This is a genomic window from Mycolicibacterium rutilum, assembly GCF_900108565.1.
Taxonomy (GTDB): Bacteria; Actinomycetota; Actinomycetes; order Mycobacteriales; family Mycobacteriaceae; genus Mycobacterium; species Mycobacterium rutilum.
In genome coordinates this window covers 5722197-5746122 of the sequence record NZ_LT629971.1, presented here as the reverse complement: position 1 = coordinate 5746122, position 23926 = coordinate 5722197, and the positions used below count along the sequence as shown (strand labels likewise).

Below are 23926 nucleotides of genomic sequence, written 5' to 3'. Positions count from 1 at the left end.
TAACTAGCGATTACAACAACACGAGCGAGGAAGGAACGTTGACGGTGACAGTGACCTCATCGCTTTCAGCTCCATGCTGGTCGTACGCGACGTACTTGAATTCGACTTTGAATCCCGCCAGAGTCAGCAGGGTCCGAGTCTCGAACACACCGGTGTTCTCGTCGACCGTGAAGGAACTCAGCAAGTTGAGATTGACCACACCGTTCTGGACTGCTACCGGCTGCGAAGTGATCCGTATCCGTACGACGTCGTCACTGTCGACATCGTGGATGTTCGATAGCAGGTTTCCGGACGCATGTCCGCCGCCGAGTAGCCCTGAAGCCCTGTAGGTGAGCGTAGGACTGCTAACGACAGGCCTGTCGTTGACGGGCGTGACGTTGATGGTGACGGTGCCCGTCGAAGTGGAGGTGCCGTCGCTCACCGTGTAGTTGAAGGTATCAGTGCCATTGAAATCGGCTTTGGGAGTATAGGAGTACTGGCCGGAGGCATTGACAGTCCAGGTGCCTCCGTTGGCGGTGGTGCCGGTCGCCGGGACGACGGTTAGCGTCTCGCCGACGTCGACGTTGGCGGCGTTGTCGTTGGTGAGCACATTGCCGGTGATGGCGCCGCCATCCTCGGCGCCCGTGATCACGTCGTTCACAGCTTGGACAGGGTCATTGACGGCGGTGACGGCGATGGTGACCGTCGCGGTGTTGCTGGTACCGCCCTGGCCGTCGGTGACGTTGTAAGTGAAGCTGTCGGGGCCGTTGTGGTTGGCCGCCGGCGTGTAGGTGAACGTCCCGTTGGGATTCAACGTCACAACCCCGTTGCTCGGTCCGTTGACAAGGTGAGCGGTGAGCGGGTTGCCGTCGACATCGGTGTCGTTGGTCAGCACGTTCCCGTTCACCGCGGTGTCCTCTTTGGTGCTGACGGTGTCATTGTTGGCGACCGGAGCATCGTTGACCGCGTTGATCGTGATCGTCACTGTCGCAGTGTCACTCGTCACGGCGCCGTCGCTGATGGTGTAGGTGAAGCTGTCGGTGCCGTGGTAATTCGCGTTCGGCGTGTAGGTGAAGGCACCGGTCTGCGGGTTGAAGGTCAACGTGCCGTTGGCGGGTCCGGTGACCACGGACGCCGACTGGATCGTCGCTTTGCCGTCGGGGTCGGTGTCGTTGGTCAGGACGTTGCCCGTCACCTGGGTGTCCTCGTCGCCGCTGAAGGTGTCGTTGTTGGCCACCGGGGCGTCGTTGACCGGGGTGACCGTGATCGTGACGGTGCCGGTTGCAGTGCCGCCCTTGTCATCTGAGGCGGTGTAGGTGAAGCTGTCCGGACCGTTGTAGTCAGCGCTCGGGGTGTAGGTGAACGTGCCGTTGGCGTTGAGGGTGAGGTTGCCGTGGCTGGGTCCCGAACCCACTGTGACGGTGACGGAATCGCCGTCGACATCGGTGTCGTTGCTCAACACATTGCCGTTGTAGGTGGTGTCCTCGTTGACGGTGAACGAGTCGTTGTTGGCCACTGGCGGGTCGTTGACCGGCTCGATGGTGATCGTGACGACCTTGGTGGCGCTGGTGGCCGTGCCGTCGTCAGCGCGGTAGTAGAACTTGTCCGTGCCGTGGTAGTTCGCGTTCGGGGTGTAGGTGAAGCTGCCGTCGGCGTTGAGGGTCAGCGTGCCGTGGTCGGGCCCGGAAACCAGAACCGCCTCAAGCGAATCGCCGTCCGCGTCGGTGTCGTTGGTCAGGACGTTGCCCGTCGCCGGGGTGTCCTCGTTGGTGGTGAACGAATCGTTGCTGGCCACCGGGGCGTTGTTGACCGCGTTGATGGTGATGTTGACGGTGCCGGTTGCGGTGCCGCCCTGACCGTCGCTGGCGGTGTAGGTGAAGCTGTCGGTGCCGCTGTAGTTCGCCGTCGGCGTGTACGTGAAGGAACCGTCCGCGTTGAGCGTCACCGTGCCGTGCGACGGGCCGCCGGCCAGCACGGCGGTCACGGTGTTGCCGTCGGCATCGGTGTCGTTGTTCACGACGTTGCCCGTCAGCGGCGTGTTCTCGTTGGTGGTGTACGAGTCGTTGTTGGCCACCGGGGGATCGTTGACCGCGTTGACGGTGATGCTGACCGTGGCGATGTTGCTGGTGGCGGTGCTCGGGTCGGTGACGGTGTAGGTGAAGCTGTCGGTGCCGCTGTAGTTCGCGGTCGGGGTGTAGGTGAAGGTGCCGTCGGGATTGAGGTTGAGCGTGCCGTGTGCCGGCCCGGAGACGACCACGGCGGTCAGGGTGTCGTTGTCGGCGTCAACGTCGTTGCCGATGACATTGCCGGTCAGTGGGGTGTCCTCGTCGACGGTGTAGTTGTCGTTGACGGCGACCGGCGTGTCGTTGACCGCCGTGACGGAGATGGTCACGACCGCTTCGTCGCTGAGGCTGCCGTCACCGGCGGTGTAGGTGAAGCTGTCGGTGCCGCTGTAGTTCGCGTTCGGGGTGTAGGTGAACGTGCCGTCGGCGTTGAGGGTCAGGGTGCCGTGGCTCGGCCCGGAAACCAACACTGCTCCAAGCGAATTGCGGTCAGGATCGGTGTCGTTGACGAGAACGTTGCCGGAAAGCTGGGTGTCCTCGTTGGTGGTGAACGCGTCGTCATTCGCCACCGGGGCGTCGTTGACCGCGATCACGGCGATGGTGACCAGGGCTGTGTTGCTGGTCAGCGTGCCGTCTGACGTCCGGTACGTGAAGCTGTCGGTGCCACTGAAGTTGGCATTGGGGGTGTAGGTGAAGCTGCCGTCGGGGTTGAGTGTCAGCGTGCCGTTCGCCGGCCCGGTGATGAGCGTCGTCGTGACGGTCTGACCGTCGAACTCCTTGTCGTTCAGGGCGACATTGCCGTCGAGCGTGCTGTCCTCGTCAGTGGTGAAGCCGTCGTTCATGGCGATCGGCGCGTCGTCGACCGGATTGATCTCGATCGTGATGGTCGCCACTTCAGTTGTCACACTGTCGTCGGAGGCGGTGTAGGTGAAGCTGTCGGTGCCGTTGTAGTTGGCGTTCGGCGTGTAGGTGAAGGTGCCGTCGGGATTGAGGGTCAGAGTGCCGTGTGCGGGCCCGCTGACCAGTGTCACCGTCGGATCGTCGTCCACGTCGGTCACGGGGACGCTGCCTTCGAGGTGCATGTCCTCGTCGATGGTGAAGGTGTGGTCGTCGGCGACGGGTGCGTCGTTGACGGCGTTGACGGTGATCGAGACGGTGCCGCTGGTGGTGTCGCCGTGGCTGTCGGTGACGGTGTAGGTGAAACTGTCGTCGCCGTTGAAGTTTTCGGTCGGGGTGTAGGTGTAGGTGCCGTCGGTGTTGAGGACCAGGGTGCCGTTGGCGACGTCTCGGTCGACGACGACGGTGTAGGTGTCGCCGGCGTCGACGTCGGAGACCGGGATGGTTCCGCTGTAGCCGTCGTGGTCTTCGTCGATGGTGACTGAGGTGTCGGTGGTGACGGGTGCGTCGTTGACGGCGTTGACGGTGATCGAGACGGTGCCGCTGGTGGTGTCGCCGTGGCTGTCGGTGACGGTGTAGGTGAAGCTGTCGTCGCCGTTGAAGTTTTCGGTCGGGGTGTAGGTGTAGGTGCCGTCGGTGTTGAGGACCAGGGTGCCGTTGGCGACGTCTCGGTCGACGACGACGGTGTAGGTGTCGCCGGCATCGACGTCGGAGACCGGGATGGTTCCGCTGTAGCCGTCGTGGTCTTCGTCGATGGTGACTGAGGTGTCGGTGGTGACGGGTGCGTCGTTGACGGAGTTGACGGTGATGGTGATCATGCCCACCGTGCTGGCTCCGCCAGAGTCGGTGGCGCGGTAAGTGAATGAGTCGGTGCCGTGCCAGTTTTCGTCTGGTGTGTAGGTGTAGGTGCCGTCGGTGTTGAGCTCCACAGTGCCATGCAATGGCTCGTCGACAACGATCGTCGTGACGGTGTCGCCGGCGTCGATGTCGCTCGCGGGGACCGAACCGCTGTGCGGCGTGTCCTCATCGGTGGCGAAGGCGCCGTCGCCGGCAACCGGGGCATCGTTGACGGGGTCGACCGTGATGCTGATCGTGGCGACCGTGCTGATCGCGCCATCGCCGTCGGTGGCGCGGTAGGTGAACGAGTCGGTGCCGTTGAAGTCGGCGTCGGGGGTGTAGGTGTAGGTGCCGTCATCGTGCAGGACAAGCTCGCCGTGGGCTGGTCCGACCACCACGCTGGTGGTGACGTCGTCGCTGTCGACGTCAGAAACGGGAAGCGCACCGGTATAGCTGCTGTCCTCGTCGACGGTGACCGTGCCGTTGTCGGCCACCGGCGCATCGTTGGCCGGGTTGATAGTGATCGAAACGGTGCCGACCGCCGTGCCGCCCTTGCCGTCGGAGACGGTGTAGGTGAACGAATCTATGCCGTGGAAATCGCGCGTCGGCGTATACGTGAAAGACCCGTCTTCGCTGAGAGTGAGCGTGCCGCTCGCGGGGTTGGAGAGCAGTTCAACCGTGAGCGGATCACCGTCCGCGTCAGTGTCATTCGTGCGCACGTTGCCGGTCAGCACGGTGTCTTCGCCGATGGTGTAGGAGTCGCCGCCGGCGACCGGAAGGTCATTGACCGGGTTCACCGTGATCGTGACGGTGGCGGTGTTGCTCGTCGCGAAGGTGTCGGATGCCTTGTAGGTGAACGAGTCCGTACCGTGGAAGTTCGCGTTCGGGGTGTAGGTGAAGGTTCCGTCGGCGTTGAGGGTCAGTATGCCGTTCGCCGGTCCTGAAACCAGTTGCGCGGTACGGGGATCACCGTCGGAATCGGTGTCGTTGAGTAGGACATTGCCGGTCGCGGCCGTGTCCTCGTCGGTGGTGAACGCGTCGTTTACCGCGACCGGCGCGTGGTTGACAGGCCTGATGGTGATGGTCACCGTAGCCTCTCCGCTGGAGAGGGAGCCGTCGGAAGCGGTGTAGGTGAACGAATCCGTACCGTTGTACCCGGTGTTCGGCGTGTAGGTGAAGGTGCCGTCGGAATTGAGCGTCAGGGTGCCGTTGTCCGGGCCGTCCACCAGGTGCGCGGTGAGGTTGTTCTTGTCCGGGTCCGCGTCGTTGGACAACACATTGCCGGCCAGGACGCTGTCCTCGTTGATCGTGTAAGAGTCGGGGTTGGCGGTGGGCGGGTCGTTCACCGGTGTCACCGAGATGAGAACGATCGTGGGTGCGGTGGTGGTCGTTCCGTCGAACGTGGTGTAGGTGAAGTGGTCCAGGCCACTGAAGTTCGGTGCAGGGGTATAGGTGAAGGTGCCGTCTTCGGCCAACGTCACAGTGCCGTGGGCGGGTTGGTCGACCAGGCTGACGGTCAGCTTGTCGCCTTCCGCATCGCTGTCGTTGTTCAGGACGTTGCCCGTGTAGGCAGTGTCCTCGGGGGTTGTGAAGAAATCTTCCCCGGCGACCGGCGCATCGTTGACCGCGGTCACGGTGATGGTGACGACCCCGGTGCTGCGGGTGGTCGAGCCGTCGGAGGCTTCGTAGGTGAACGAGACGGTTCCCGAGTAGTTCGGAACCGGCGTGTAGGTGAACGTGCCGTCCGGATTGAGGACCAGGGTGCCGCTGGCCGGACCGGAAACCAGCGAGGCGGTCAGCGAATCACGGTCGATGTCAACGTCATTGGACAAGACATTGCCGGTAAGGATGCTGTCTTCGACGATGGAGTACGCGTCGTCGTGGGCGACAGGGGCATCGTTGACCGGGGTGACCGAGATGACGACGAGCGCGGGCGCGCTGCTGGCCTGTCCATCCGACAGGGTGTAACTGAAGCTGTCGGTGCCGTAGAAGTTCGCCGCCGGCGTGTAGGTGAAGGTGCCGTCCGCGTTCAGCTGCAGCGTGCCGTGGGTGGGTTCGGAGAACACCGCTGCGCTCAGCGAGTTGCCGTCAGCATCGGTGGCGCCGGGCAGGACGTCGCCGTTGAGCGTGCCGTCCTCGGCCGTCTCGAAGGTGTGGTTGGCGGCGACAGGTGCGTCGTTGACCGGGGTGACGGTGATCGACACTGTGCCGGTGGCGCTGTTGCCGTTACCGTCAGAGACGGTGTAGGAGAACGAGTCCGACCCGCTGAAGTCAGGGTTCGGGGTGTACGAGAACGACCCGTCCGCATTCAGGTGCAGCGTGCCGTTGGCGGGACCGGAACCCAGTGTGGCGGAGAGGGCGTCGCCATCAGCGTCGGTGTCGTTGAACAGGACGTTGCCGGTGAGCTTGGAGTCCTCGTTGATGGTGTACGCGTCGGGGGTCGCTACCGGCGCGTCTTGAACCGCCGTCACCGTGATCGTTACCACCGTCGGCGCGCCCGTCGCGTTCCCGTCCGAGGCGACGTATGAAAACTCGTCTCTGCCAGAGTAATTCGCATGTGGCGTGTAGGTGAACGAGCCGTCAGCGTTGAGCTGGACGTCGCCGTGGCTCGCCGGTGTGTCGAGCACTGCGCTGAAACTGTCGCCGTCGGGGTCGCTGTCGTTGGTCAGCACGTTCCCGCTGACGGCCGTGTCCTCGGCTGTGGTGTAGGCGTCATCGACGCCGACCGGTGCGCGGTTGACCGGGTTGATGGTGATCGTCACCAGGGCGGTGCTGCTGTGCTCGCCGTTGAAGGCCGTGTAGACGAACTCGTCCGCACCGTGATAGTCGGGGTCGGGCTCGTAGCTGAACGAACCGTCGGTCGCCAACATCAGGCGCCCGTGCTGAGGTCCTCGAACGACGGTCGTGACCAGGTTTCCGCCGTTGGGGTCGACGTCGTTCGCCAGGACGTTCCCGGTGATGGGACCGCCCTGATCGGTGATGTAGGAGTCGTTGGCCGCCGTCGGCGGTTGGGCCGCGGCAACCACATTGATCCGGATCAACGCGGAGTCGGTGTGGCCCCAGTTCGGGCGGAGGAACCCGAGAAGCCCGTGCAGGTGGGGACGGGTGTGGCCATCGCTGGCGGTCAGGCGGAACTCGTCGACACCTGTGAAGCCCTCATCGGGGGTGTAGGTGAAGGTGCCGGTCGCCTGGTCCACCGTCACCGATCCGTGCGACGGGCCACCGGGTACACCCTGGGTCGGCACGTAGTACTTCAGTCCGTCGCCGTCGAAGTCGTGCACATGGAAAGTGATCGGCCCGCTCTCTTCGCCGGGTGGCAGGACGAGGGTGATCTCCTGCGGCACCACGATGGGAGTGCGGTTGAAGAACGTGCGCTGCACCTCGCGGCGGACGAAGTCGAGAATCGCCCACAGCAGTGGCGGCTGGGCGGGGGCGGAGGGGCCGTGGCTGAAGATCGGCGCCAGCAGGCTCGCGACGAAGTTGTGCGCCAGGTCGACGATGGCTTTCGGGGCCGCCAGGACAGCCTGCAGGGGGTTGACCACCCTGGTGGGCGCGGCGCTGGAGGTGGCATGCCGGTGCGCGGACGAATCGACCAGCGGGTTGTCCAGGTCGGCTGCCGACTCGACGGTGATCGAGGTCGTGTCGACGGTCGTGATCGTCGACGCCAGTTCGTCTGCCGGTGAATCGGATTCGGTCGACGGCGATTCGTTGTCGGCCCGTCGCGGTGGGGGCGCGACGGTGTCCGCGGCTTCCGTTGGGTTCGTTGGGTCCGTTGCCGACGGTGCCGGTGGGGTCGGGGGCGTCTCCGGCACTCCGGCGCCGGCGACCGGGTCCGTCGGTGGCGTGGTCTCAGGTTCCGGTTCGGTTGTCGGCGACGAAGTTTCCGCCGTGTCGGTCTGATCGGTGGCCTGTCCGGCATCGTTGGTCGAGTTGTTCAGTCCGCCGGAGCTGCCGACCTGCATGCCGCCGGTGTCGTTGTCGGTGGGCTCGTCAGCCCCGGAGGTCGTGGTGGTCGAGCCGCTCGGCTGTGACGACGCCGGCGCCGGCGGGTCGGTCGGGTCGGTCGGGTCCGTCGACTCGGCGGTCGTGGACGCATTGTCTGGCGACGTCGCGTTGTCGGACGTGGTGTCGGTCTCGGCGTGCGCGACCCCCAGCCCGTGGCCGGTGCTCACCACGGCACCGATGCCGAGCGCCACGGCCAGCGCACCGACCCGTCCGACGTATCGCGAGTAGTTCGTCGCGGTGGCGGGCTCGAACACTCCCGGCACGCGGCCGTCCGCACCGAGTGTGAAGGCCGGATATGTCGCCTGGGGGAGGGTCTTGCTCTTTCGGTGACGCGCCACGGTGCGGTCGGGACGAGGTCCAGTCACACGGGTCAAGGTGTCTCTCCCACCGCTCGACGCCCCCGGGGCGGTTCTGCACTCAGCTGGCGGCTATTCCCGGTACACTCGTATCGTTGTTGCTCAAGGAACGAGCCAGCAAATTTTACGATCTCGTTAATTAGTAGAGCATATATTTGCTTCCGTGTCCATATCCGGACGCCTTCCGTGAGTCCGCCGCCCGGGCATGAACTGTCGGACTAGCTGCGCCGCCGCTGCTCAGGCCCGCGACCAGAGGAAACCGGCGCTGCCGTTATGTGCCGCGCGCCGACAGCGGCGCCCGCTTTGCCACCATCCATCGGCCGCTCACTGAGCCCGCTAGCGGTTCCTTGCAACCGCAATGCTCCTGAGCGGCGCTGGCAAACCAAGCCGGGGGTCAGTCATGGGCGGCGGTAGGCGCCGGTGTGAAGAAACCGATACAACCGTTCACTGATGTGAAGCCCACCACAAACGGTGATTTATGCATTGACGAACGGTCTGACGCGGCGCACGGTGTACATATGTTCACTGAAACGTTGACTCGCCGGGTGCTACGGTCCCCGCTGGTCGACCTGCTGACCGGTCCGCACGGGGTGGACCGTTACACCGAGCTCATCGACCCGACGTGGACGCAGGGCGAAGCACGCGCCGAGATCGTCGCCGTACGGCGCCAGACGCCGCGCAGCGTCACGCTCGGCCTCCTACCCAATCGCGCCTTCGCCGGCTTCCGGGCCGGCCAGCACATCAACCTCGCCGTCGAGATCGACGGCCGCCGCCGCGTCCGCCCGTACTCGCCCGCCAATGCCGAGGGCACCCGGATCCTCGAGCTCACCGTGGGACGGCACGACGGCGGCCTGGTGTCGAACTACCTGTACGACCACGCCCATCCCGGCATGACCGTCGGGCTGGACAACGTCGGCGGAGAGTTCGTCCTGCCCGCCGACCGGCCACGGCGCATCGTGTTCGTCTCCGGCGGCTCCGGCATCACCCCGGTGATGTCGATGCTGCGCACTCTGCGAGCCGAGCGCTTCGACGGCGAGGTCGCCTTCATCCACTACGCCCGCTGCGTGGAGGACGCCTGTTACCGCGACGAACTCGCCACGATGTCCGGTGTGCAGGTGCTGCACGGCTACACGCGGTCGACGGCAGGCTCGGACCTCGACGGCCGGTTCAATCCCGCGCACCTCGCCGCGGCGATGCCCGGACTGGACGCCGACACGCCCGTCTATGTCTGCGGCCCACCGGAACTCGCTGACGCGGTGCGGCGCCACCATCCCACTGTCACGTCGGAGAGCTTCGTGCCACCGACGTTCAGCACGCCGACGGCGGCATCCGGGGGCATCGTCGCCTTCGCCGACAGCGGCCTCACCGTCACCGACGACGGCCGTCCGCTGCTCGACCAGGCGGAGGCTGCCGGGCTCACTCCGGAGAGCGGCTGCCGTATGGGCATCTGCCACAGCTGTACGCGCCGCAAGACCCGCGGCGTGGTGAAGAACCTGACCACCGGCGCGGTGTCGGGTCCCGATGCGGAGGACGTGCAGATCTGCGTGTCCGTGCCGGTCGGTGACGTCGACCTCGCGCTCTGAGAGCGAAGGAGTTTGACATGACTGTCCTGACTTCAGCACCGCAGAGCACCGAAAAGCCCACCCTCGAGAAGACCGTCGCGGGCCGCAAGGTGACCCTGACCGCCGAGCAGGCCGAGGCCTTCGGTCGCGAACTCGACGCGCTGAAGGAGCGCGTCATCGCCGATCTGGGCGAGCGTGACGCCACCTATATCCGCCGGATCATCAAAGCGCAGCGTGGCTTCGAGGTCGCCGGCCGGGCCCTGCTGTTCGGCGGGATCTTCCCGCCGTTCTGGTTGGCGGGCACCGCGATGCTCGGGCTGTCGAAGATCCTCGACAACATGGAGATCGGCCACAACGTCATGCACGGCCAGTACGACTGGATGGGCGACCCGGCGATCTCGAGCCGGGCCTTCGAGTGGGACACGGCCTGTCCGAGCGAGCAGTGGCGCCACTCGCACAACTACATGCACCACACCTACACCAACATCGTCGGCATGGACCGCGACGTGGGTTACGGCATCCTGCGGATGAGCAAGGACCAGCGGTGGCAGCCCTACTTCCTCGGCAACTCGGTGTACGCCTTCCTGTTGATGGTGCTGTTCCAGTACGGCGTCGCCCTGCACGAACTGGAAACCGAGCGGATCCGGGCCGGCGAGATCAGCATCGCCGACAAACGCGAGATCCTCGAAGGGATCTGGCGCAAGACCAAGCAGCAGACGCTCAAGGACTACGTCGCGTTCCCGCTGCTCGCCGGGCCGTTCGCGCCGTGGGTGCTCACCGGCAACCTGACCGCGAACCTGATCCGCAATGTGTGGTCCTACATGATCATCTTCTGCGGGCATTTCCCTGACGACGTTCAGGAGTTCTCCATCGAGGAGACGAAGGCCGAGACCCGCGGGCAGTGGTATTTCCGGCAGGTGCTCGGCTCGGCGAACCTGACTGGCGGCAAGCTGTTTCACATCCTGAGTGGCAACCTGTCGTTCCAGATCGAGCACCACCTGTTCCCGGACATTCCCGCACACCGGCTCGCCGAGATCTCCGAAGAGGTCAAGGACATCTGCACCCGTTACGGGATCCCGTACAACAAGGGGTCGCTGCCGCGGCAGTTCGCGACGGTGGTGCGTAAGATCGTCCGGCTCGCGCTGCCGGGCTGAGCCGCTGCGCCGCTCTCACCTCTGGCAGACCGGGCACCAGTAGGACACCCGGTCACCGGTGCTGTCGGACTCGATCGGTGTGCCGCACCGGCGGCAGGGCCGGCCGCGGCGACCGTACACCCACAGGTCACGGCCGCCGCGGGTGTCGCCGGTGGTGGTGCGGTTGACGCGGGACCGGTTCAGCCACAGCATGTCCCGAGCCCGCTGCACCATCCGCAGCGGATCGCGGACGGTCCCGACCGGCGTGGTGGGCAGGTACCCGGTGACAAAGCACAGCTCGTTGGCGTAGACGTTGCCGACGCCGGCCATCACCCGCTGATCGAGGAGCGCCTCGGCCAGCGGACGGTCGGGGTCGGCGACGAGGTTGTCCTTGGCGACGCGCGGCTCCCAGTCGTCGCCGAGCAGATCGGGGCCCAGGTGCGCCACGGCCTCCATGTCGTGTTCGCGTTGGAGGATCTCCAACACGCCAAGGTCCACGCCGGCGGCGCGAGAGTCCGCCGTGGCCAACAGGATCCGGATCTTGTGCTCGGGCACCCGGCGGATCTGCCCGCCGATCAGCCAGGCGCCCTCCATCTTCAGGTGCGAGTGGATGCTGGCGTCCCCGACGCGGATGAACAGGTGCTTGCCGCGGCTGAGGACCTCGTCGACGACGCAGCCCGTCAGGTCGACCGTCGCGAACTTCGGCACCCGCACATCGCACCGGGTGAGCTCCTTGCCGGCGAGCGCCTCGCGCAGTTTGGCGGCAGCTCGGAAGACGGTGTCACCCTCAGGCATAGATCACCTCAACCGCAGGCCGCGCGGTGTTCGGGCGAAACCGGAACCCGCCAGCGCGTCGTGCACCGCGGCGCGCTCGTTTTCGGCGCCCGGCTCCAGCACCGAGACCCCATTGACCTTCTCCACGAGCAGCGATCCCACCCGCCCGGCGCCGACCAACTCCGCCAACGCCACGGCGGCCGCGATATGCGCGTCGGGGTCCTTGGTGAAGGACAACAACGACCGTCCGCCGCGTTCGAGGAACCACACCAGTTCACCGTCGACCAGCGCCACCAGCGCGCCGGCCTTGCGGCCCGGGCGGTGTGTCACGTCGTCGTTCTCGGCCTTGCGCGACGGCCACGGCAGCGCCGCGCCATACGGGTTGGCCGGGTCGGCGGCCGCCAGCACCACCGCGTCGTAGTTGCGCCGGTCCGCGTCGACCTCGTCGGAGAACGTGCGCAACCGGTCGACCGTCGACGCGACCGCGAACTGCGCACCGCCCAGCGACTCGACGAAATAGCCGCGCTGGCACCGGCCCACATCTTCGAACGCCGTCAGCACCTTGTACAGCATCGCGAAGCCGCCGGGCACACCCTCGGCCCCGGCCGCGCCCTTGGTCAGCACCCCGTGTCGGTTCAGCAGTAGTTCGGCCTGAAAATGCGCCCGCACAGTCGATTCCGGCTCAGCGACGGGCAACGCCGACCAGCGCCCGGCGACCGTCGGATCGGAGTTCCTGGTCTGCGCGTGCGCGACGCTGTACCTGCTCAACCGCGGCGCCCGCTGCCGCTGCCGGTGCGCGGGGGCGCCGCGGCGGCCGGCGCCGCGACTGCCCATCAGCATCGCCCGCACCGGCGCGAACGTGTCACCGGTCACCCAGCCGCCCCAGATCAGTTCCCACAGCGCCTGTTTGTGTTCGTCGGTCGGATTCTCGGCGAGCTGGCGGAAGAAGTAGGCGCCGCCGCCGCTGAGCGTGTCCAGGATCGTCCGGTGCGTTTCGGCGAAGTCGATCGACGTCGGCGCCCCCAACGTCAATGGCGCGGACTCGGCGGCGTGGAAGGCGATCCAGCCGTCGCCGCCGCCGATCGGACCGGCACCCGACCAGGTCACCTCACCGGAGGCGAGCAGCTCGTCGAGCATCGCCGGTTGGTAGTCGCGCACGCGCTGCCCGAACACCAGGGGCTCGACCGCCGATGCCGGAATGGCCACGCCTGCAAGCTGATCGATGACCGATGCGAGTCCGTCGATGCCGTGTGCCGCACCGACCTGCTGCCACGCCGGCAGGAACCGGCCGTAGGCGGCGGTGCTGACCGGCTCGACCTGCGCCCGCAGCGCGGCCAGCGAGCGCCGGCGCAGGATCTTCAGGACATCGGCGTCGCACCATTGCTCGTTGGCGCCCGGCTCCGCGACCGGGATGTCGGTGAACTCGCCGCGGATCAGCTTGCCGTCCACCGCCATTCGGCCCAGCACGTCGCCGGTCACCCGGAGACCGAGGCCGAAGCGGGTGGCCGCGTCGTGGGTGCTGAACGGTCCGCGGGTGCGCGCGTAGCGGCCCAGGAGTTCGCCGAGCGGGTCGTCGACGGATTCGGTGAACGCCGTCGGCACACCCACTGGGACTGCGACGCCGACCCCGTCGCGCAGCATGCCGATGTCCTCGACGGCCACCCACCAGGTGCGGTTCGCGTAGGACACCGTCAGTGCCCGCTTGGCGGCCCGTAACCCGTCGAGCCAGCCCGCGACGTCCGGCGTCGTGCACCGCTCGGCGATCTCGTCCTCGGTCAGCGGGCCCAGCAGCCGCAACAGGTCGGCGACGCCCTCGGCGTCGCGGGCCCGCCGGTCCTCGGCCAAGTGCTGCAGCTGGCTCGTGGTACTCGAAATCACCTGCGGGTCGAGGAGTTCGCGCAACTCGACTCGGCCCAGCAGCTCGGCCAGCAGCACGCTGTCCAGTGACAGCGCCGCCGCCCGCCGCTCGGCCAGCGGGCTGTCGCCCTCGTACATGAACGCGCCGACGTAACCGAACAGCAGGGACGCGGCGAACGGTGACGGGGTGGACGTCTCGACCTCGACGAGGCGCAGCCGCCGCTGCGCGACGCGGTGCATCAGTTCGGTCAGCGCGGGAACGTCGTAGACGTCCTGCAGGCATTCGCGCACTGCCTCCAGCACGATCGGGAAGTCGGGATACTTGCGCGCGACGTCGAGCAGTTGCGCGGCGCGCTGGCGCTGATGCCACAGCGGCGAACGCTTGCCGGGGTGGCGGCGCGGCAAAAGCAGTGCGCGCGCGGCGCATTCGCGGAACCGAGAGGCGAACAGCGCCGAGCCGCCGACCTCCGCGGTGACGATCGGTTCGATCTCGTCGGCGTCGAACACGAACAGGTCGGCGCCGGGGGCGGCGTCTTCGGTGTCGGGCAGCCGGACGATGATGCCGTCGTCGGAGGCGGTCGGCTTCTCCTCGATGCCGTAGCGTTCGCGCAGCCGCCTCGACACCGCCAGTGCGAGCGGCCCGTGCACCCGTAATCCATAGGGGGAGTGCAGGATCACCCGCCAGTCGCCGAGTTCGTCACGGAACCGCTCGACAACGAGGGTGGTGTCCGACGGCACCACCCCGGTGGCCTGGCGTTGATCGTCGATCAGCTGCCACAGGTTGTCGGTGGCGAACTGGTCGAAACCCATGGTCTGGGCGCGGTCGGTGAATTCGTCCTTGCCGAGGCGCGCGAGCTCACCGGTGAACGCGCCGACCGCCGCGCCGAGTTCGGCGGGACGGCCGACGCCGTCGCCGCGCCAGAACGGCAGCCGCGCCGGCTGGCCGGGCGCCGGGATCACCAGCACCCGGTCGTGGGTGATCTCGGTGATCCGCCAGCTCGTCGCGCCCAGCGAGATCACGTCGCCGGGACGGGACTCGTAGACCATCTCCTCGTCGAGTTCGCCGACCCGCGAGGGCTTTTCGGACTCCGTCGCCAGGTACACGGTGAACAGGCCGCGGTCCGGGATGGCGCCGCCGCTGGTGACCGCCAGCCGCTGGGCGCCCGGTCGCGCGGTCAGCGTGCCCGCGTCGCGGTCGTACACCAGCCGGGGGCGCAGTTCCGCGAACTCGGTCGACGGGTACTTGCCCGACAGCAGGTCCAGCGTCGCCTCGAACGCGCTGCGGGGCAGTGTCGCGAACGGGGCGCTGCGCCGCACCGCGTCGAACCAGCGGTCGGCGTCCAGCGGTTCCAGTGCGCACGCCGCGACGGTGTGCTGAGCCAGCACGTCGAGCGGGTTGGTCGGCACCCGCATCGTCTCGATCTCACCGGAGAGCATCCGTTTGACGGTGACCGCGCAGCCGATCAGGTCGGTGCGGTGCTTGGGAAACAGCACGCCCTGGGAGATCTCGCCGACCTGGTGGCCGGCCCGGCCGATGCGCTGCAGCCCGCTGGCCACCGACGGAGGCGCCTCGACCTGGATGACGAGGTCGACCGCGCCCATGTCGATGCCCAGCTCCAGGCTCGACGTGGCGACGACGGCTTTGAGCCGGCCGCTCTTGAGATCGTCCTCGACGAGCGCGCGCTGTTCCTTGCTCACCGACCCGTGGTGCGCGCGGGCCAGCAGGGTTGGCGCTCCCGAGGCCTGCCCGCTGCCCATGATGTGGGCGGGCGAACCGCCGGCGACGCCGGTGTTGGGTCCGGTCTCCAGGTCCACCCCGGTGCGTTCGGCGTGAATCTCGTTGAGCCGCGAGGTCAGTCGCTCGGCCAGGCGCCGCGAGTTGGCGAACACGATCGACGAGTTGTGCGCCTCGATCAGGTCGACGATGCGTTCCTCGACGTCGGGCCAGATGGTGTTGTTCTCCAGGTTCGCCATGTCCGGCACCGGCACCTGCACCGACAGGTCGAACGTCTTGGCGGCCGGGGGAGCGACGATGGTGGTGTGCGCCTGACCCGACAGGAAGCGCGCCACTTCCTCGGGTGGGCGGACGGTCGCCGAGAGCCCGATCCGCTGCGCCGGCGTCTCCAGGATCTGGTCCAGCCGCTCGAGCGACAACGCGAGATGCGCGCCGCGTTTGGTCCCGGCGACGGCGTGCACCTCGTCGACGATCACCGTCTCGACGTCGGCGAGCGTTTCGCGCGCCGCCGACGTCAGCATCAGGAACAGTGACTCGGGCGTGGTGATCAGGATGTCGGGCGGCCGGGTGATCAGCTCACGGCGCTGGGCAGGCGAGGTGTCGCCGGACCGCACCCCGACGCGGACGGCCGGTGCGGGCATGCCGCGCCGTTCGGCGACGCGGGCGATGCCGGTCAGCGGCGTGCGCAGGTTGCGTTCGACGTCGACGGCGAGCGCCTTGAGCGGGGAGACGTAGAGCACCTTGGTGCCCGCCGTGGCGGGTCGCGGCTCGGCTGAGGCCAGCCGGTCGATCGCCCACAGGAACGCCGCGAGCGTCTTACCGGATCCGGTCGGCGCGATGACCAGCGTGTTGTCGCCATCGGCGATCGCCGCCCAGGCGCGGGCCTGGGCGGGCGTGGGTTCGGCGAACGTGCCGGCGAACCACTCCCGGGTCAGTTCGCTGAACCGGTCGAGGGAAGAGCTGCTCATCGACCTCCATGGTGCACCCCGCCACCGACATCCCCGTTGCGATTCGAGTGCACTACCTATCGCCCAAGCGATCGGAAGTGCACCGAAATCACTGGTCAGCGGCGGTCGGCGGAGACGGCGTCGCGGAGCGCGGCGGGGATGCCGGGCACCCGGCCGACCGCATCGAGCAGCGCGTGAGCGCACGATTCGGCGAGCTGGTCGGCGTCGAGCGACGGGTCGAGCAGCCGCTGGCGACACACCTCGAAGGTGTAGGCCAGCCAGGCGTAGACGGTGATCCGCAGGTTGCGTTCGACCTTCGAGTCCAGCTGGTCGCCGACCGCGGCGTCGATCCGGCCGAGGATGCGCTCGGCCTGCCGGTCGTTGTCGGTGTCGTCGATGCCGCGCAGCACCGGATCGGAACGGCCCATCCCGACGTACGCCGCCCACGCGCCGTGCGGAAACTCCTCGTCGTAACGCAGGTACGCCAGCACGCCGGCACGCACCTGGTCGAACAGGCTCTGCCCCGGTTCGGGTGGGGTGTTGGTGGCCTCGAAGAGCCGCTCGCCCTCGGCGCGGACGACCGCGGCGAAGAACGCCCGCTTGTCCGGGAAGTAGTGATACATCAGCGCCCGGGACACCCCGGCGCGTTCGGCGATCTCGTCGATGCGGACCTCGTCGTAGGGCCGCTGACCGAACACCTCGGCGCCGAGCGCGAGCAGTTCGCTGCGGCGGTCCTCCGGGGAGAGCCGGCGTCGGGGTTCGGCCATCTCCCCATCGTAGTGAACACATGTCAAACAACGCCGGTGGCGTATTCGGGCGCGACCCGGGTAACCCGGATCGAGACGTGAATCGAACGCAGACGAAAGGTCCCCGATGAGCTTCCCAGAGCAGCAGCAGTCCCCGCCCGGCGTGCAGAGCGAGATGGACCCGGTACCCGACTGCGGTGAGACGAGCTACCGCGGGTCGGGACGGTTGACCGGTAAGCGCGCGGTGATCACCGGCGGCGACAGCGGCATCGGCCGCGCGGTGGCGATCGCCTACGCCCGCGAGGGCGCCGACGTCCTCGTCGCCTATCTCAACGAGCACGACGACGCCAAAGAGGTGCAGAAGTACGTCGAAGAGGCCGGACGCAAATGTGTGCTGGTTCCGGGTGACCTGGCCGACCCGGCGCAGTGCCGGTCCGTCGTCGACAAGGCGGTCGAGGAGTTCGGCGGCATCGACGTGCTGGTCATCAACGCCGCATATCAGATGACCCATCAGACGCTCGACGAGATCTCCGACGAGGAGTGGGATTACACGTTCCGCCTCAACATCGGCCACTACTTCTATCTGGTGAAGGCGGCGCTGCCGCACATGCAGTCGGGCGCGTCGATCATCGGGAGTTCATCGGTGAACTCCGACATGCCGAGCCCGACGCTGGCGCCGTACGCGGCGACCAAGGCCGCGATCGCCAACTTCTCGGCCAGCCTCGCCCAGATGCTGGGCGAGAAGGGGATTCGCGCCAACAGTGTTGCCCCCGGGCCGATCTGGACGCCGCTGATCCCGGCCACGATGCCGCCGGAGAAGGTCAAGCAGTTCGGTGAGAACACCCCGTTGGGCCGCGCGGGCCAACCGGTCGAGCTCGCGCCGGTGTACGTGATGTTGGCCTCCGACGAGGCGAGCTACGTGACCGGTGCCCGGATCGCGGTGACCGGCGGGCGGCCGATTCTCTAGCCGACGGGTACGGCCTCTTCGTAGCGGAGCGCCCACGACGCGGCGAGCGAGCCGCCGGGCGGTAGCCAGCGCAGCCCGACGCCGCTGTTGAGGGCGTCGGCCTGCGCGGTCATCGGTTCGAGCGCGATCGCGGTGATGTGGCCACCGCCGCTGGGGAATTCGCGCGTGATGAACACGTGGAGGAAGCCGAAGTTCCGGTCGGCCCACAGCGAGAGGCAGCGCCCGTCGGGGGAGCGCAGGGTGTGGGTGCTGCCCCTGCCGGTCTCGCCGGTGACGGCCCAGCAGTCGTCGAGCTTGAGGTCGGCGACCGGGCGTCCGGTGCGCAGGTCCCATTCGGTGCCGTCGACGGCCGTCGTGCCCACCGGCACGAGCTGGTCGTCGACGTCGATGTGGTGGTGGCCAACCACGGTCACCGTCAGCTCATCCGCGGGCACATCGCCGATGGACAGGAACGGATGGGCACCGAATGCCACCGGCGCGCAGGATGATCCGGTGTTGCGGACGGTGTGAGTGGTCACCAGACCGTTGGCGGTCAGCTCGTAGCGGACCGCGGTGTCGAGGTCGAACGGGTAGCCGTTCGGGTGGCGAATCGGCGCGGCGAGGGTGATCGACGAACGCGACCGGGCGACGGGTCGGTACTCGCCGGCGCACAGCAGGCCGTGCAGCGCGGTGTGGCACTCGGGATCGGTGATGTCGAGCTGGAGCGTGCGTCCGTCGTACTGCCACCGCCCGTCCCGGACCCGGTTCGGCCACGGCACCAACACTTTTCCGCAGTAGAACGGTGCCGGGGTGCCCCGGTCGAAGCCGGGGGTGAGCGCGACGCCATTTACGGACAGGTGTCGCAGCGCGGCGCCGATCGCGGAGACCGTCGCGCGAACCGGCCGCCCTTGCGACGGCAGGAACAGGTCATAGTCGCTCACGTCGACGCCATCAACCCCGGGCTACCGAAGGCCCGGGCCGCGACGCCGGCCGGGGCCGACGCCGGCCCGGATGTGCGCGATGGCCGGCTCTGGATATCCCGTCTTGTGCAGCTGTTCGCGCACCGCGGCCTCGACGGCCTGCACCTCGTCGGCGAGGACCAACGCGATCACGCAGCCGCCGAAGCCGCCGCCCGTCATCCGCGCGCCCAGTGCGCCGGCACCCACGGCCGTCTCGGCGATCAGGTCGATGTGCGCGGTGGTGATCTCGAAGTCGTCGCGCATCGACGCATGCGATGCGTTCAGCAGCCGGCCCACCTCGTCGAAGTCGCGTTCATCAAGGGCCGCAACGGTGTCCAGCACGCGCCGGTTCTCCGTGATGACGTGCCGCGCCCGGCGGAGATCCTCGGGGTCCGACACCGCCCGCAACGCCGCGACGCCGCGGCCCTGCACGTCGCGGAGCGAAGACACGCCCAGCGCGGCGGCCGCCCTCTCACACGACGCGCGGCGGGCGGCGTACTCGCCAGCGGCGTGCTGGTGGGCCGACTGCGAGTTGATCAGCAGCAGCGCCACGCCGTGAGCGTCCGGATCGAAGGCGACCGAGCGGGTGGTGAGGTGATCGAAGTCGATCAGCTGCGCCCGTCGCGACTCGGCGAACAGGATCGCCAGCTGGTCCATCAGCCCCGTTGGCGCGCCGACGTATTCGTTCTCGGCCCGGCACGCGATGCGGGCCTGCTCGATGCGGTCGATCTGACGCCCGGTGGCGCACAGCAGGGCGCCGAGCGCCGCGCACGCCAGGGCGGCCGACGACGCCAGCCCGGAGCCCATCGCCACACCGCCGGAGATCGACATCGTGCCGCCCGGCACCGGATGGCCCGCGTGCTGCAGCGCCCAGACGATTCCCGCCACGTACGCCGCCCACCCGGTGACTGCGCAGGGCTTCGTGTCGAGGGGGAATCGGACCGGGGCGTCCGCGCGGTCGCTGCACACCACCATCTCGTCGGTGTCGGCGGGTTGGAACGCCACCGCCGTGCGCTCGGGCAGCGCGATCGGCAGCGCGAAACCGGCGTTGTAGTCGGTGTGTTCGCCGATCAGGTTGACCCGGCCCGGCGCGGCGAACCGGACGACATTGGCGCTTCCGGACATCGTCATCGTGCCTCCCCGAGCGTGCGTAGCGTCTCGGCGAGCGATTCCGGGGTGACGTCGTTGATGAACGCCCCCATGACGGATTCCGAACTCGCCAGGTACTTGAGTTTGGTGGCGGTCCGGCGCGTCGAGATGATCTGCGCGTGGAACCGTCCCTCGCGCTGGGCGTCGGTGTCGGTGTACTGGTGCAGTGCCGCCATGTAGGGCAGCGGCTCGGGGTAGAGGCGGTCCAGCAGTTGCAGGGTCGTCCGGTAGATGTCGGTGAACCCGTCCAGTTCGGCGCCGTCGAGGTCGAGCAGGTTGCGCACCGGCCGGTTCGGGTAGATGTGCACCTCCACCGGCCAACGCGCGGCGTATGGCACGAAAGCGGTGAAATGCTCGGCGCGGGTGATGATCCGGGCGCCGGAGGACGCTTCGTGGTCGAGGATGTCGGCGAAGAGGTTGGTGCCGTGGGTGGCGCGGTGCGCATCGGCCTGTCGTAGTGTCGCCTCGGTGTGCGGCGTGAGGTAGGGGTAGCCGTAGATCTGGCCGTGCGGATGCGTGAGTGTCACGCCGATCTCCTCGCCGCGGTTCTCGAAGCAGAATACTTGCTCGATTCCGGTGCGGGCCAACAGGTCACGGGTGCGGTGCCGCCAGGCCTCGACGACCAGCCGGGCCTGCGGATGGTCGAGGTCGGCGAAGGACCCAGTGTGATCGCTGGAGAAGCAGACGACCTCGCAGCGGCCGTCGGCGCCGGACAGACTGGCGAAGCGGTTCTCGAAGACCGCGACGTCGTAGTCCGGGGCGGGGATCTCGCTGGTCAATCCCGTGGGCCCCGGGCACAGCGGGCACTGGTCGGGCGGCGGCTTGTAGGTGCGGTCCTGGCGCAAGGCCGCGATGATGACCCACTCGCCGGTGGTGCGATCGAACCGCAACTCCGACTGAGTGTCTCGCCGCTCGGGCAGCGAGCGCCGGTCGGGAACCGGCACGCTGCGGTGGCCGGGCAGGTCGAAGAGCAACAGCTCCCGCCCGTCGGCGAGGGTCCAGCGCGTCGGCGCGCTCGTGACGGTCACGGGGCCGGCATCGCGCGGTCTGGCGCCTCGGAGGTGAGGATCTGCTGGTAGCGCTGTAGGAGTTGCTCCCGGGTCAGACCCAGATCCGGCAGCACCTCGTCGGCGGGCGGCCAGCCGTACGGCGCCGAGTTGCGCATGAACGTGACGATATCGTGCGCGAATCGATCCGCGATGCCACCGCCAGACATTGTCAGGACCCGCCCTTCTTCTTGTTGTAGATGTCGAAGCCCACCGCGGCCAGCAGCACCAGGCCCTTGATCACCTGCTGCACGTCGCTGCCGATGCCGATCAACGACATCCCGTTGTTCAGCACACCGAGGACGAAACCGCCGATGATGGCGCCCAACACCGTTCCGACGCCTCCGGTGGCCGATGCGCCGCCGATGAACGCCGCGGCGATCGCCTCGAGTTCCATGCCGATGCCGGCTTGCGGAGTCGCCGAGTTCAACCGCGCCGCGAACAGCAGACCCGCCAGCGCGGACAGCAGCCCCATGTTGACGAACACCAGGAACGTGGTGCGCTTGGTCTTGACGCCGGAGAGCCGGGCCGCGGCCTCGTTACCGCCGACGGCGTAGACCTGGCGGCCGAACACGGTGCCGCGCATGACGAATGCGTAGACGACGAACGCCACGGCCAGGATGATCCCGACGACGGGGATGCCGCGGTAGCTCGCCAGCAGCAGTGTGAACGCACCCAGCGCGGCGACGATCGCGGCGCACTTGAACACGAACCAGCTCAGCGGAGCGACGTCGAATCCATAGTGCGCCTGCGTGCGTCGCTGCCGCACCTGCTGCCACACCGCGGCGACCATCACGAGGACGCCGAGGATGACCGTCGGCCAGTGGTACAGGCTGCCCTCGCCCACCTCGGGCAGGAAGCCGCTGCTGACCTGGCTGAAGCTGCGGGGGAACGGTGCGATCGACTGGCCCTCGAGCAGGTACTGCGTGGCCCCGCGGAACACCAGCATGCCGGCCAGCGTGACGATGAACGACGGGATCCCGATGTAGGCGATCCAGAAGCCCTGCCACGCACCGATCACCGCGCCCATCAGCAGACACAGCGCGACCGCCACGGGCCAGGGCATGTCGTTGCGGATCATCAACACGGCCGACATCGCGCCGACGAAGCCGGCGATCGACCCGACGGACAGATCGATGTGTCCGTTGATGATCACGATGACCATCCCGATCGCCAGGATCAGGATGTACCCGTTCTGCTGAACGATGTTGGTGACGTTGAGCGGCTTGAGCAGAATGCCGCTCGTCCAGATCTGGAACAGGATGACGATCACCGCCAGCGCGACGACCATGCCGTACTGCCGGACATTGCCACGCAACGCCGCCTTCAGCCGTGCGGTGGGACCGTCCGGCGGGGGCGGTGCCGGCTGTGCACTCGGAGTCGCGTCCACCATGGGAGTGGTGGTCATGTGGTCCGTCCCTTCATCATGTGACGCATCAACGTCTCCTGCGTGGCCTCTTCGCGTGCGACCTCACCGGTGAGGCGGCCCTCGTTGAGGGTGTAGATGCGGTCGCAGAGACCGATCAGCTCGGGCAGTTCGGAGGAGATCACGATCACCGCCTTGCCCTGCGCGGCCAGGGAATTGATGATCTGGTAGATCTCGTACTTGGCGCCGACGTCGATGCCGCGGGTCGGCTCGTCGAGGATCAGCACGTCGGGGTCGGCGAAGATCCACTTGCTCAACACGACCTTCTGCTGGTTGCCGCCCGACAGATTGCCCGTGGTGGCCCGCACCGAAGGCGCCTTGATCCGCATGTCCTTGCGGTACCCCTCGGCGACGACGGTCTCGTCGTGCTCGCTGATGACCGAGCGCTTGCTGACCTTCTTCAGCGACGCCAGCGTGACGCTGCGCGCGATGTCGTCCATCAGGTTGAGCCCGTAGTGCTTACGGTCCTCGGTGGCGTAGACGATGCCGTGCCCGATCGCCTCGGGAACCGTCCGGGTGTGGATCTCTCTGCCGTCCTTGAAGACCCGGCCGGTGGCGTTTCTGCCGTAGCTGCGCCCGAACACGCTCATCGCCAGCTCGGTGCGGCCGGCACCCATCAGTCCGGCGAGCCCGACGACCTCGCCGCGCCGTACCCGCAGCGAGACGTCGTCGACGACCTTGCGCTGTTGATCGAGGGGGTGGAACACCGTCCAGTTCTCGATCGCGAGCGCGACGTCGCCGATCGGGTGCGGCTCGCGGTCGGGGAAGCGGTCGGTCATGTCACGGCCGACCATGCCGCGGATGACGTGTTCCTCGGTGAGTTCGCCCCCCACCGAACGGGTTTCGATCGTCCGGCCGTCACGCAGGATGGTGACCGTGTCGGCCACCCGCATCACCTCGTTGAGTTTGTGGGAGATGATGATGCAGGTCAGTCCCTGGTCCCGGAGCCCCAGGATCAGGTCGAGCAGGTGTCTGCTGTCCTCGTCGTTGAGCGCCGCGGTGGGTTCGTCGAGGATCAGCAGCTTGACCTTCTTCGACAGCGCCTTGGCGATCTCGACCAGCTGTTGCTTGCCCACCCCGATGTCCGAGATCCGGATGTTCGGGCTCTCCCGGAGCCCGACGCGGTCGAGCAGCGCCTGGGCGTGGGTCATCGTCTCGTGCCAGTTGATGACGCCCACCCGCGCGTGCTCGTTGCCGAGGAAGATGTTCTCGGCGATCGACAGCACGGGCACCAACGCGAGTTCCTGGTGGATGATCGCGATCCCACGCCGCTCGCTGGACCGGATGTCTTTGAAATCGCCCGGAGCACCGTCGAACACGATCTCCCCGTCGTAGCTGCCGTGCGGGTAGATCCCGCTGAGCACCTTCATCAGCGTCGACTTGCCCGCGCCGTTCTCCCCGCAGATCGCGTGGATCTCGCCGCGGCGGACAGCGAGGTTGACCTCGCTGAGCGCCGTGACGTTGCCGAACCGCTTGGTGATGCCGCGCATCTCCAGCAGCACCGGCGCG

General features: G+C 67.5%; 13 protein-coding genes. 3 read left to right on the top strand and 10 right to left on the bottom strand.

Annotated elements, in window-relative coordinates:
* Positions 1 to 10 precede the first annotated feature (10 nt).
* Positions 11 to 8044, bottom strand: a complete 8034-nt coding sequence (locus tag BLW81_RS27920; protein WP_157897860.1) for a cadherin-like domain-containing protein — start codon at positions 8042 to 8044, stop codon at positions 11 to 13.
* A 611-nt stretch (positions 8045 to 8655) separates the two neighbouring features.
* Between BLW81_RS27920 and BLW81_RS27915 the strand changes: the two genes are divergently transcribed.
* Both BLW81_RS27915 and BLW81_RS27910 read left to right on the top strand, forming a co-directional pair.
* Complete coding sequence (locus tag BLW81_RS27915) at positions 8656 to 9720, top strand: ferredoxin reductase (protein WP_083410015.1); 1065 nt, start codon at positions 8656 to 8658, stop codon at positions 9718 to 9720.
* Positions 9721 to 9737: 17 nt separating this feature from the next.
* The gene (locus tag BLW81_RS27910) at positions 9738 to 10853 is read left to right on the top strand and encodes a fatty acid desaturase family protein (RefSeq protein WP_083410014.1); all 1116 of its coding nucleotides are present in this window, start codon (positions 9738 to 9740) and stop codon (positions 10851 to 10853) included.
* A 15-nt stretch (positions 10854 to 10868) separates the two neighbouring features.
* On the opposite strand, the gene nei2 is transcribed toward BLW81_RS27910, so the two are convergent.
* From nei2 to BLW81_RS27895, 3 genes are all read right to left on the bottom strand, one after another.
* Positions 10869 to 11627 (bottom strand): endonuclease VIII Nei2, encoded by a 759-nt coding sequence (gene nei2 / locus BLW81_RS27905; protein WP_083410013.1) that lies wholly within the window; start codon positions 11625 to 11627, stop codon positions 10869 to 10871.
* Positions 11628 to 11630: 3 nt separating this feature from the next.
* Positions 11631 to 16166: an ATP-dependent helicase gene (locus BLW81_RS27900; protein WP_083410012.1), complete on the bottom strand. Its 4536-nt coding sequence runs from the start codon at positions 16164 to 16166 to the stop codon at positions 11631 to 11633.
* Between the two features lie 95 nt (positions 16167 to 16261).
* The gene (locus BLW81_RS27895) at positions 16262 to 16912 is read right to left on the bottom strand and encodes a TetR/AcrR family transcriptional regulator (RefSeq protein WP_083410011.1); all 651 of its coding nucleotides are present in this window, start codon (positions 16910 to 16912) and stop codon (positions 16262 to 16264) included.
* Positions 16913 to 17018: 106 nt separating this feature from the next.
* Between BLW81_RS27895 and BLW81_RS27890 the strand changes: the two genes are divergently transcribed.
* Positions 17019 to 17858 (top strand): SDR family oxidoreductase, encoded by an 840-nt coding sequence (locus BLW81_RS27890; protein WP_083410010.1) that lies wholly within the window; start codon positions 17019 to 17021, stop codon positions 17856 to 17858.
* On the opposite strand, the gene BLW81_RS27885 is transcribed toward BLW81_RS27890, so the two are convergent.
* The 6 genes from BLW81_RS27885 to mmsA are packed head-to-tail and all read right to left on the bottom strand — an operon-like array spanning position 17855 to position 23907.
* Entirely contained in the window at positions 17855 to 18778 is a 924-nt protein-coding gene (locus BLW81_RS27885; protein ID WP_083410009.1) for an aldose 1-epimerase family protein, read from the bottom strand. The genes BLW81_RS27890 and BLW81_RS27885 overlap by 4 nt on opposite strands.
* A gap of 21 nt (positions 18779 to 18799) precedes the next feature.
* A complete protein-coding gene (locus tag BLW81_RS27880) occupies positions 18800 to 19927 on the bottom strand; it encodes a galactokinase (protein WP_235632116.1) in 1128 nt (375 codons plus the stop codon).
* Positions 19924 to 20973 carry a galactose-1-phosphate uridylyltransferase gene (galT, locus tag BLW81_RS27875; protein WP_083410008.1) on the bottom strand — a complete coding sequence of 350 codons (1050 nt, stop codon included), beginning with the start codon at positions 20971 to 20973 and terminating at the stop codon, positions 19924 to 19926. The genes BLW81_RS27880 and galT overlap by 4 nt, the downstream gene beginning before the upstream one ends.
* On the bottom strand, positions 20970 to 21110 hold the full coding sequence (locus BLW81_RS27870; RefSeq protein WP_157897859.1) for a hypothetical protein: 141 nt from the start codon (positions 21108 to 21110) through the stop codon (positions 20970 to 20972). Before BLW81_RS27870 ends, galT begins: the two co-directional genes overlap by 4 nt.
* Positions 21111 to 21163: 53 nt before the next feature.
* Positions 21164 to 22399 (bottom strand): multiple monosaccharide ABC transporter permease, encoded by a 1236-nt coding sequence (gene mmsB, locus BLW81_RS27865; protein WP_083410006.1) that lies wholly within the window; start codon positions 22397 to 22399, stop codon positions 21164 to 21166.
* Entirely contained in the window at positions 22396 to 23907 is a 1512-nt protein-coding gene (gene mmsA / locus BLW81_RS27860; protein WP_083410871.1) for a multiple monosaccharide ABC transporter ATP-binding protein, read from the bottom strand. The genes mmsB and mmsA overlap by 4 nt, the downstream gene beginning before the upstream one ends.
* Positions 23908 to 23926: the final 19 nt, after the last annotated feature.

Excerpts from the sequence above, each read along its gene's own strand:
- BLW81_RS27915 (WP_083410015.1), top strand. The coding sequence starts at position 8,656 with ATGTTCACTGAAACGTTGACTCGCCGGGTGCTACGGTCCCCGCTGGTC.
- BLW81_RS27910 (WP_083410014.1), top strand. The coding sequence starts at position 9,738 with ATGACTGTCCTGACTTCAGCACCGCAGAGCACCGAAAAGCCCACCCTC.
- nei2 (WP_083410013.1), bottom strand. The coding sequence starts at position 11,627 with ATGCCTGAGGGTGACACCGTCTTCCGAGCTGCCGCCAAACTGCGCGAG.
- BLW81_RS27900 (WP_083410012.1), bottom strand. The coding sequence starts at position 16,166 with ATGAGCAGCTCTTCCCTCGACCGGTTCAGCGAACTGACCCGGGAGTGG.
- BLW81_RS27895 (WP_083410011.1), bottom strand. The coding sequence starts at position 16,912 with ATGGCCGAACCCCGACGCCGGCTCTCCCCGGAGGACCGCCGCAGCGAA.
- BLW81_RS27890 (WP_083410010.1), top strand. The coding sequence starts at position 17,019 with ATGAGCTTCCCAGAGCAGCAGCAGTCCCCGCCCGGCGTGCAGAGCGAG.
- BLW81_RS27880 (WP_235632116.1), bottom strand. The coding sequence starts at position 19,927 with ATGACGATGTCCGGAAGCGCCAATGTCGTCCGGTTCGCCGCGCCGGGC.
- BLW81_RS27870 (WP_157897859.1), bottom strand. The coding sequence starts at position 21,110 with ATGCGCAACTCGGCGCCGTACGGCTGGCCGCCCGCCGACGAGGTGCTG.
- mmsB (WP_083410006.1), bottom strand. The coding sequence starts at position 22,399 with ATGACCACCACTCCCATGGTGGACGCGACTCCGAGTGCACAGCCGGCA.
- mmsA (WP_083410871.1), bottom strand. The coding sequence starts at position 23,907 with ATGCGCGGCATCACCAAGCGGTTCGGCAACGTCACGGCGCTCAGCGAG.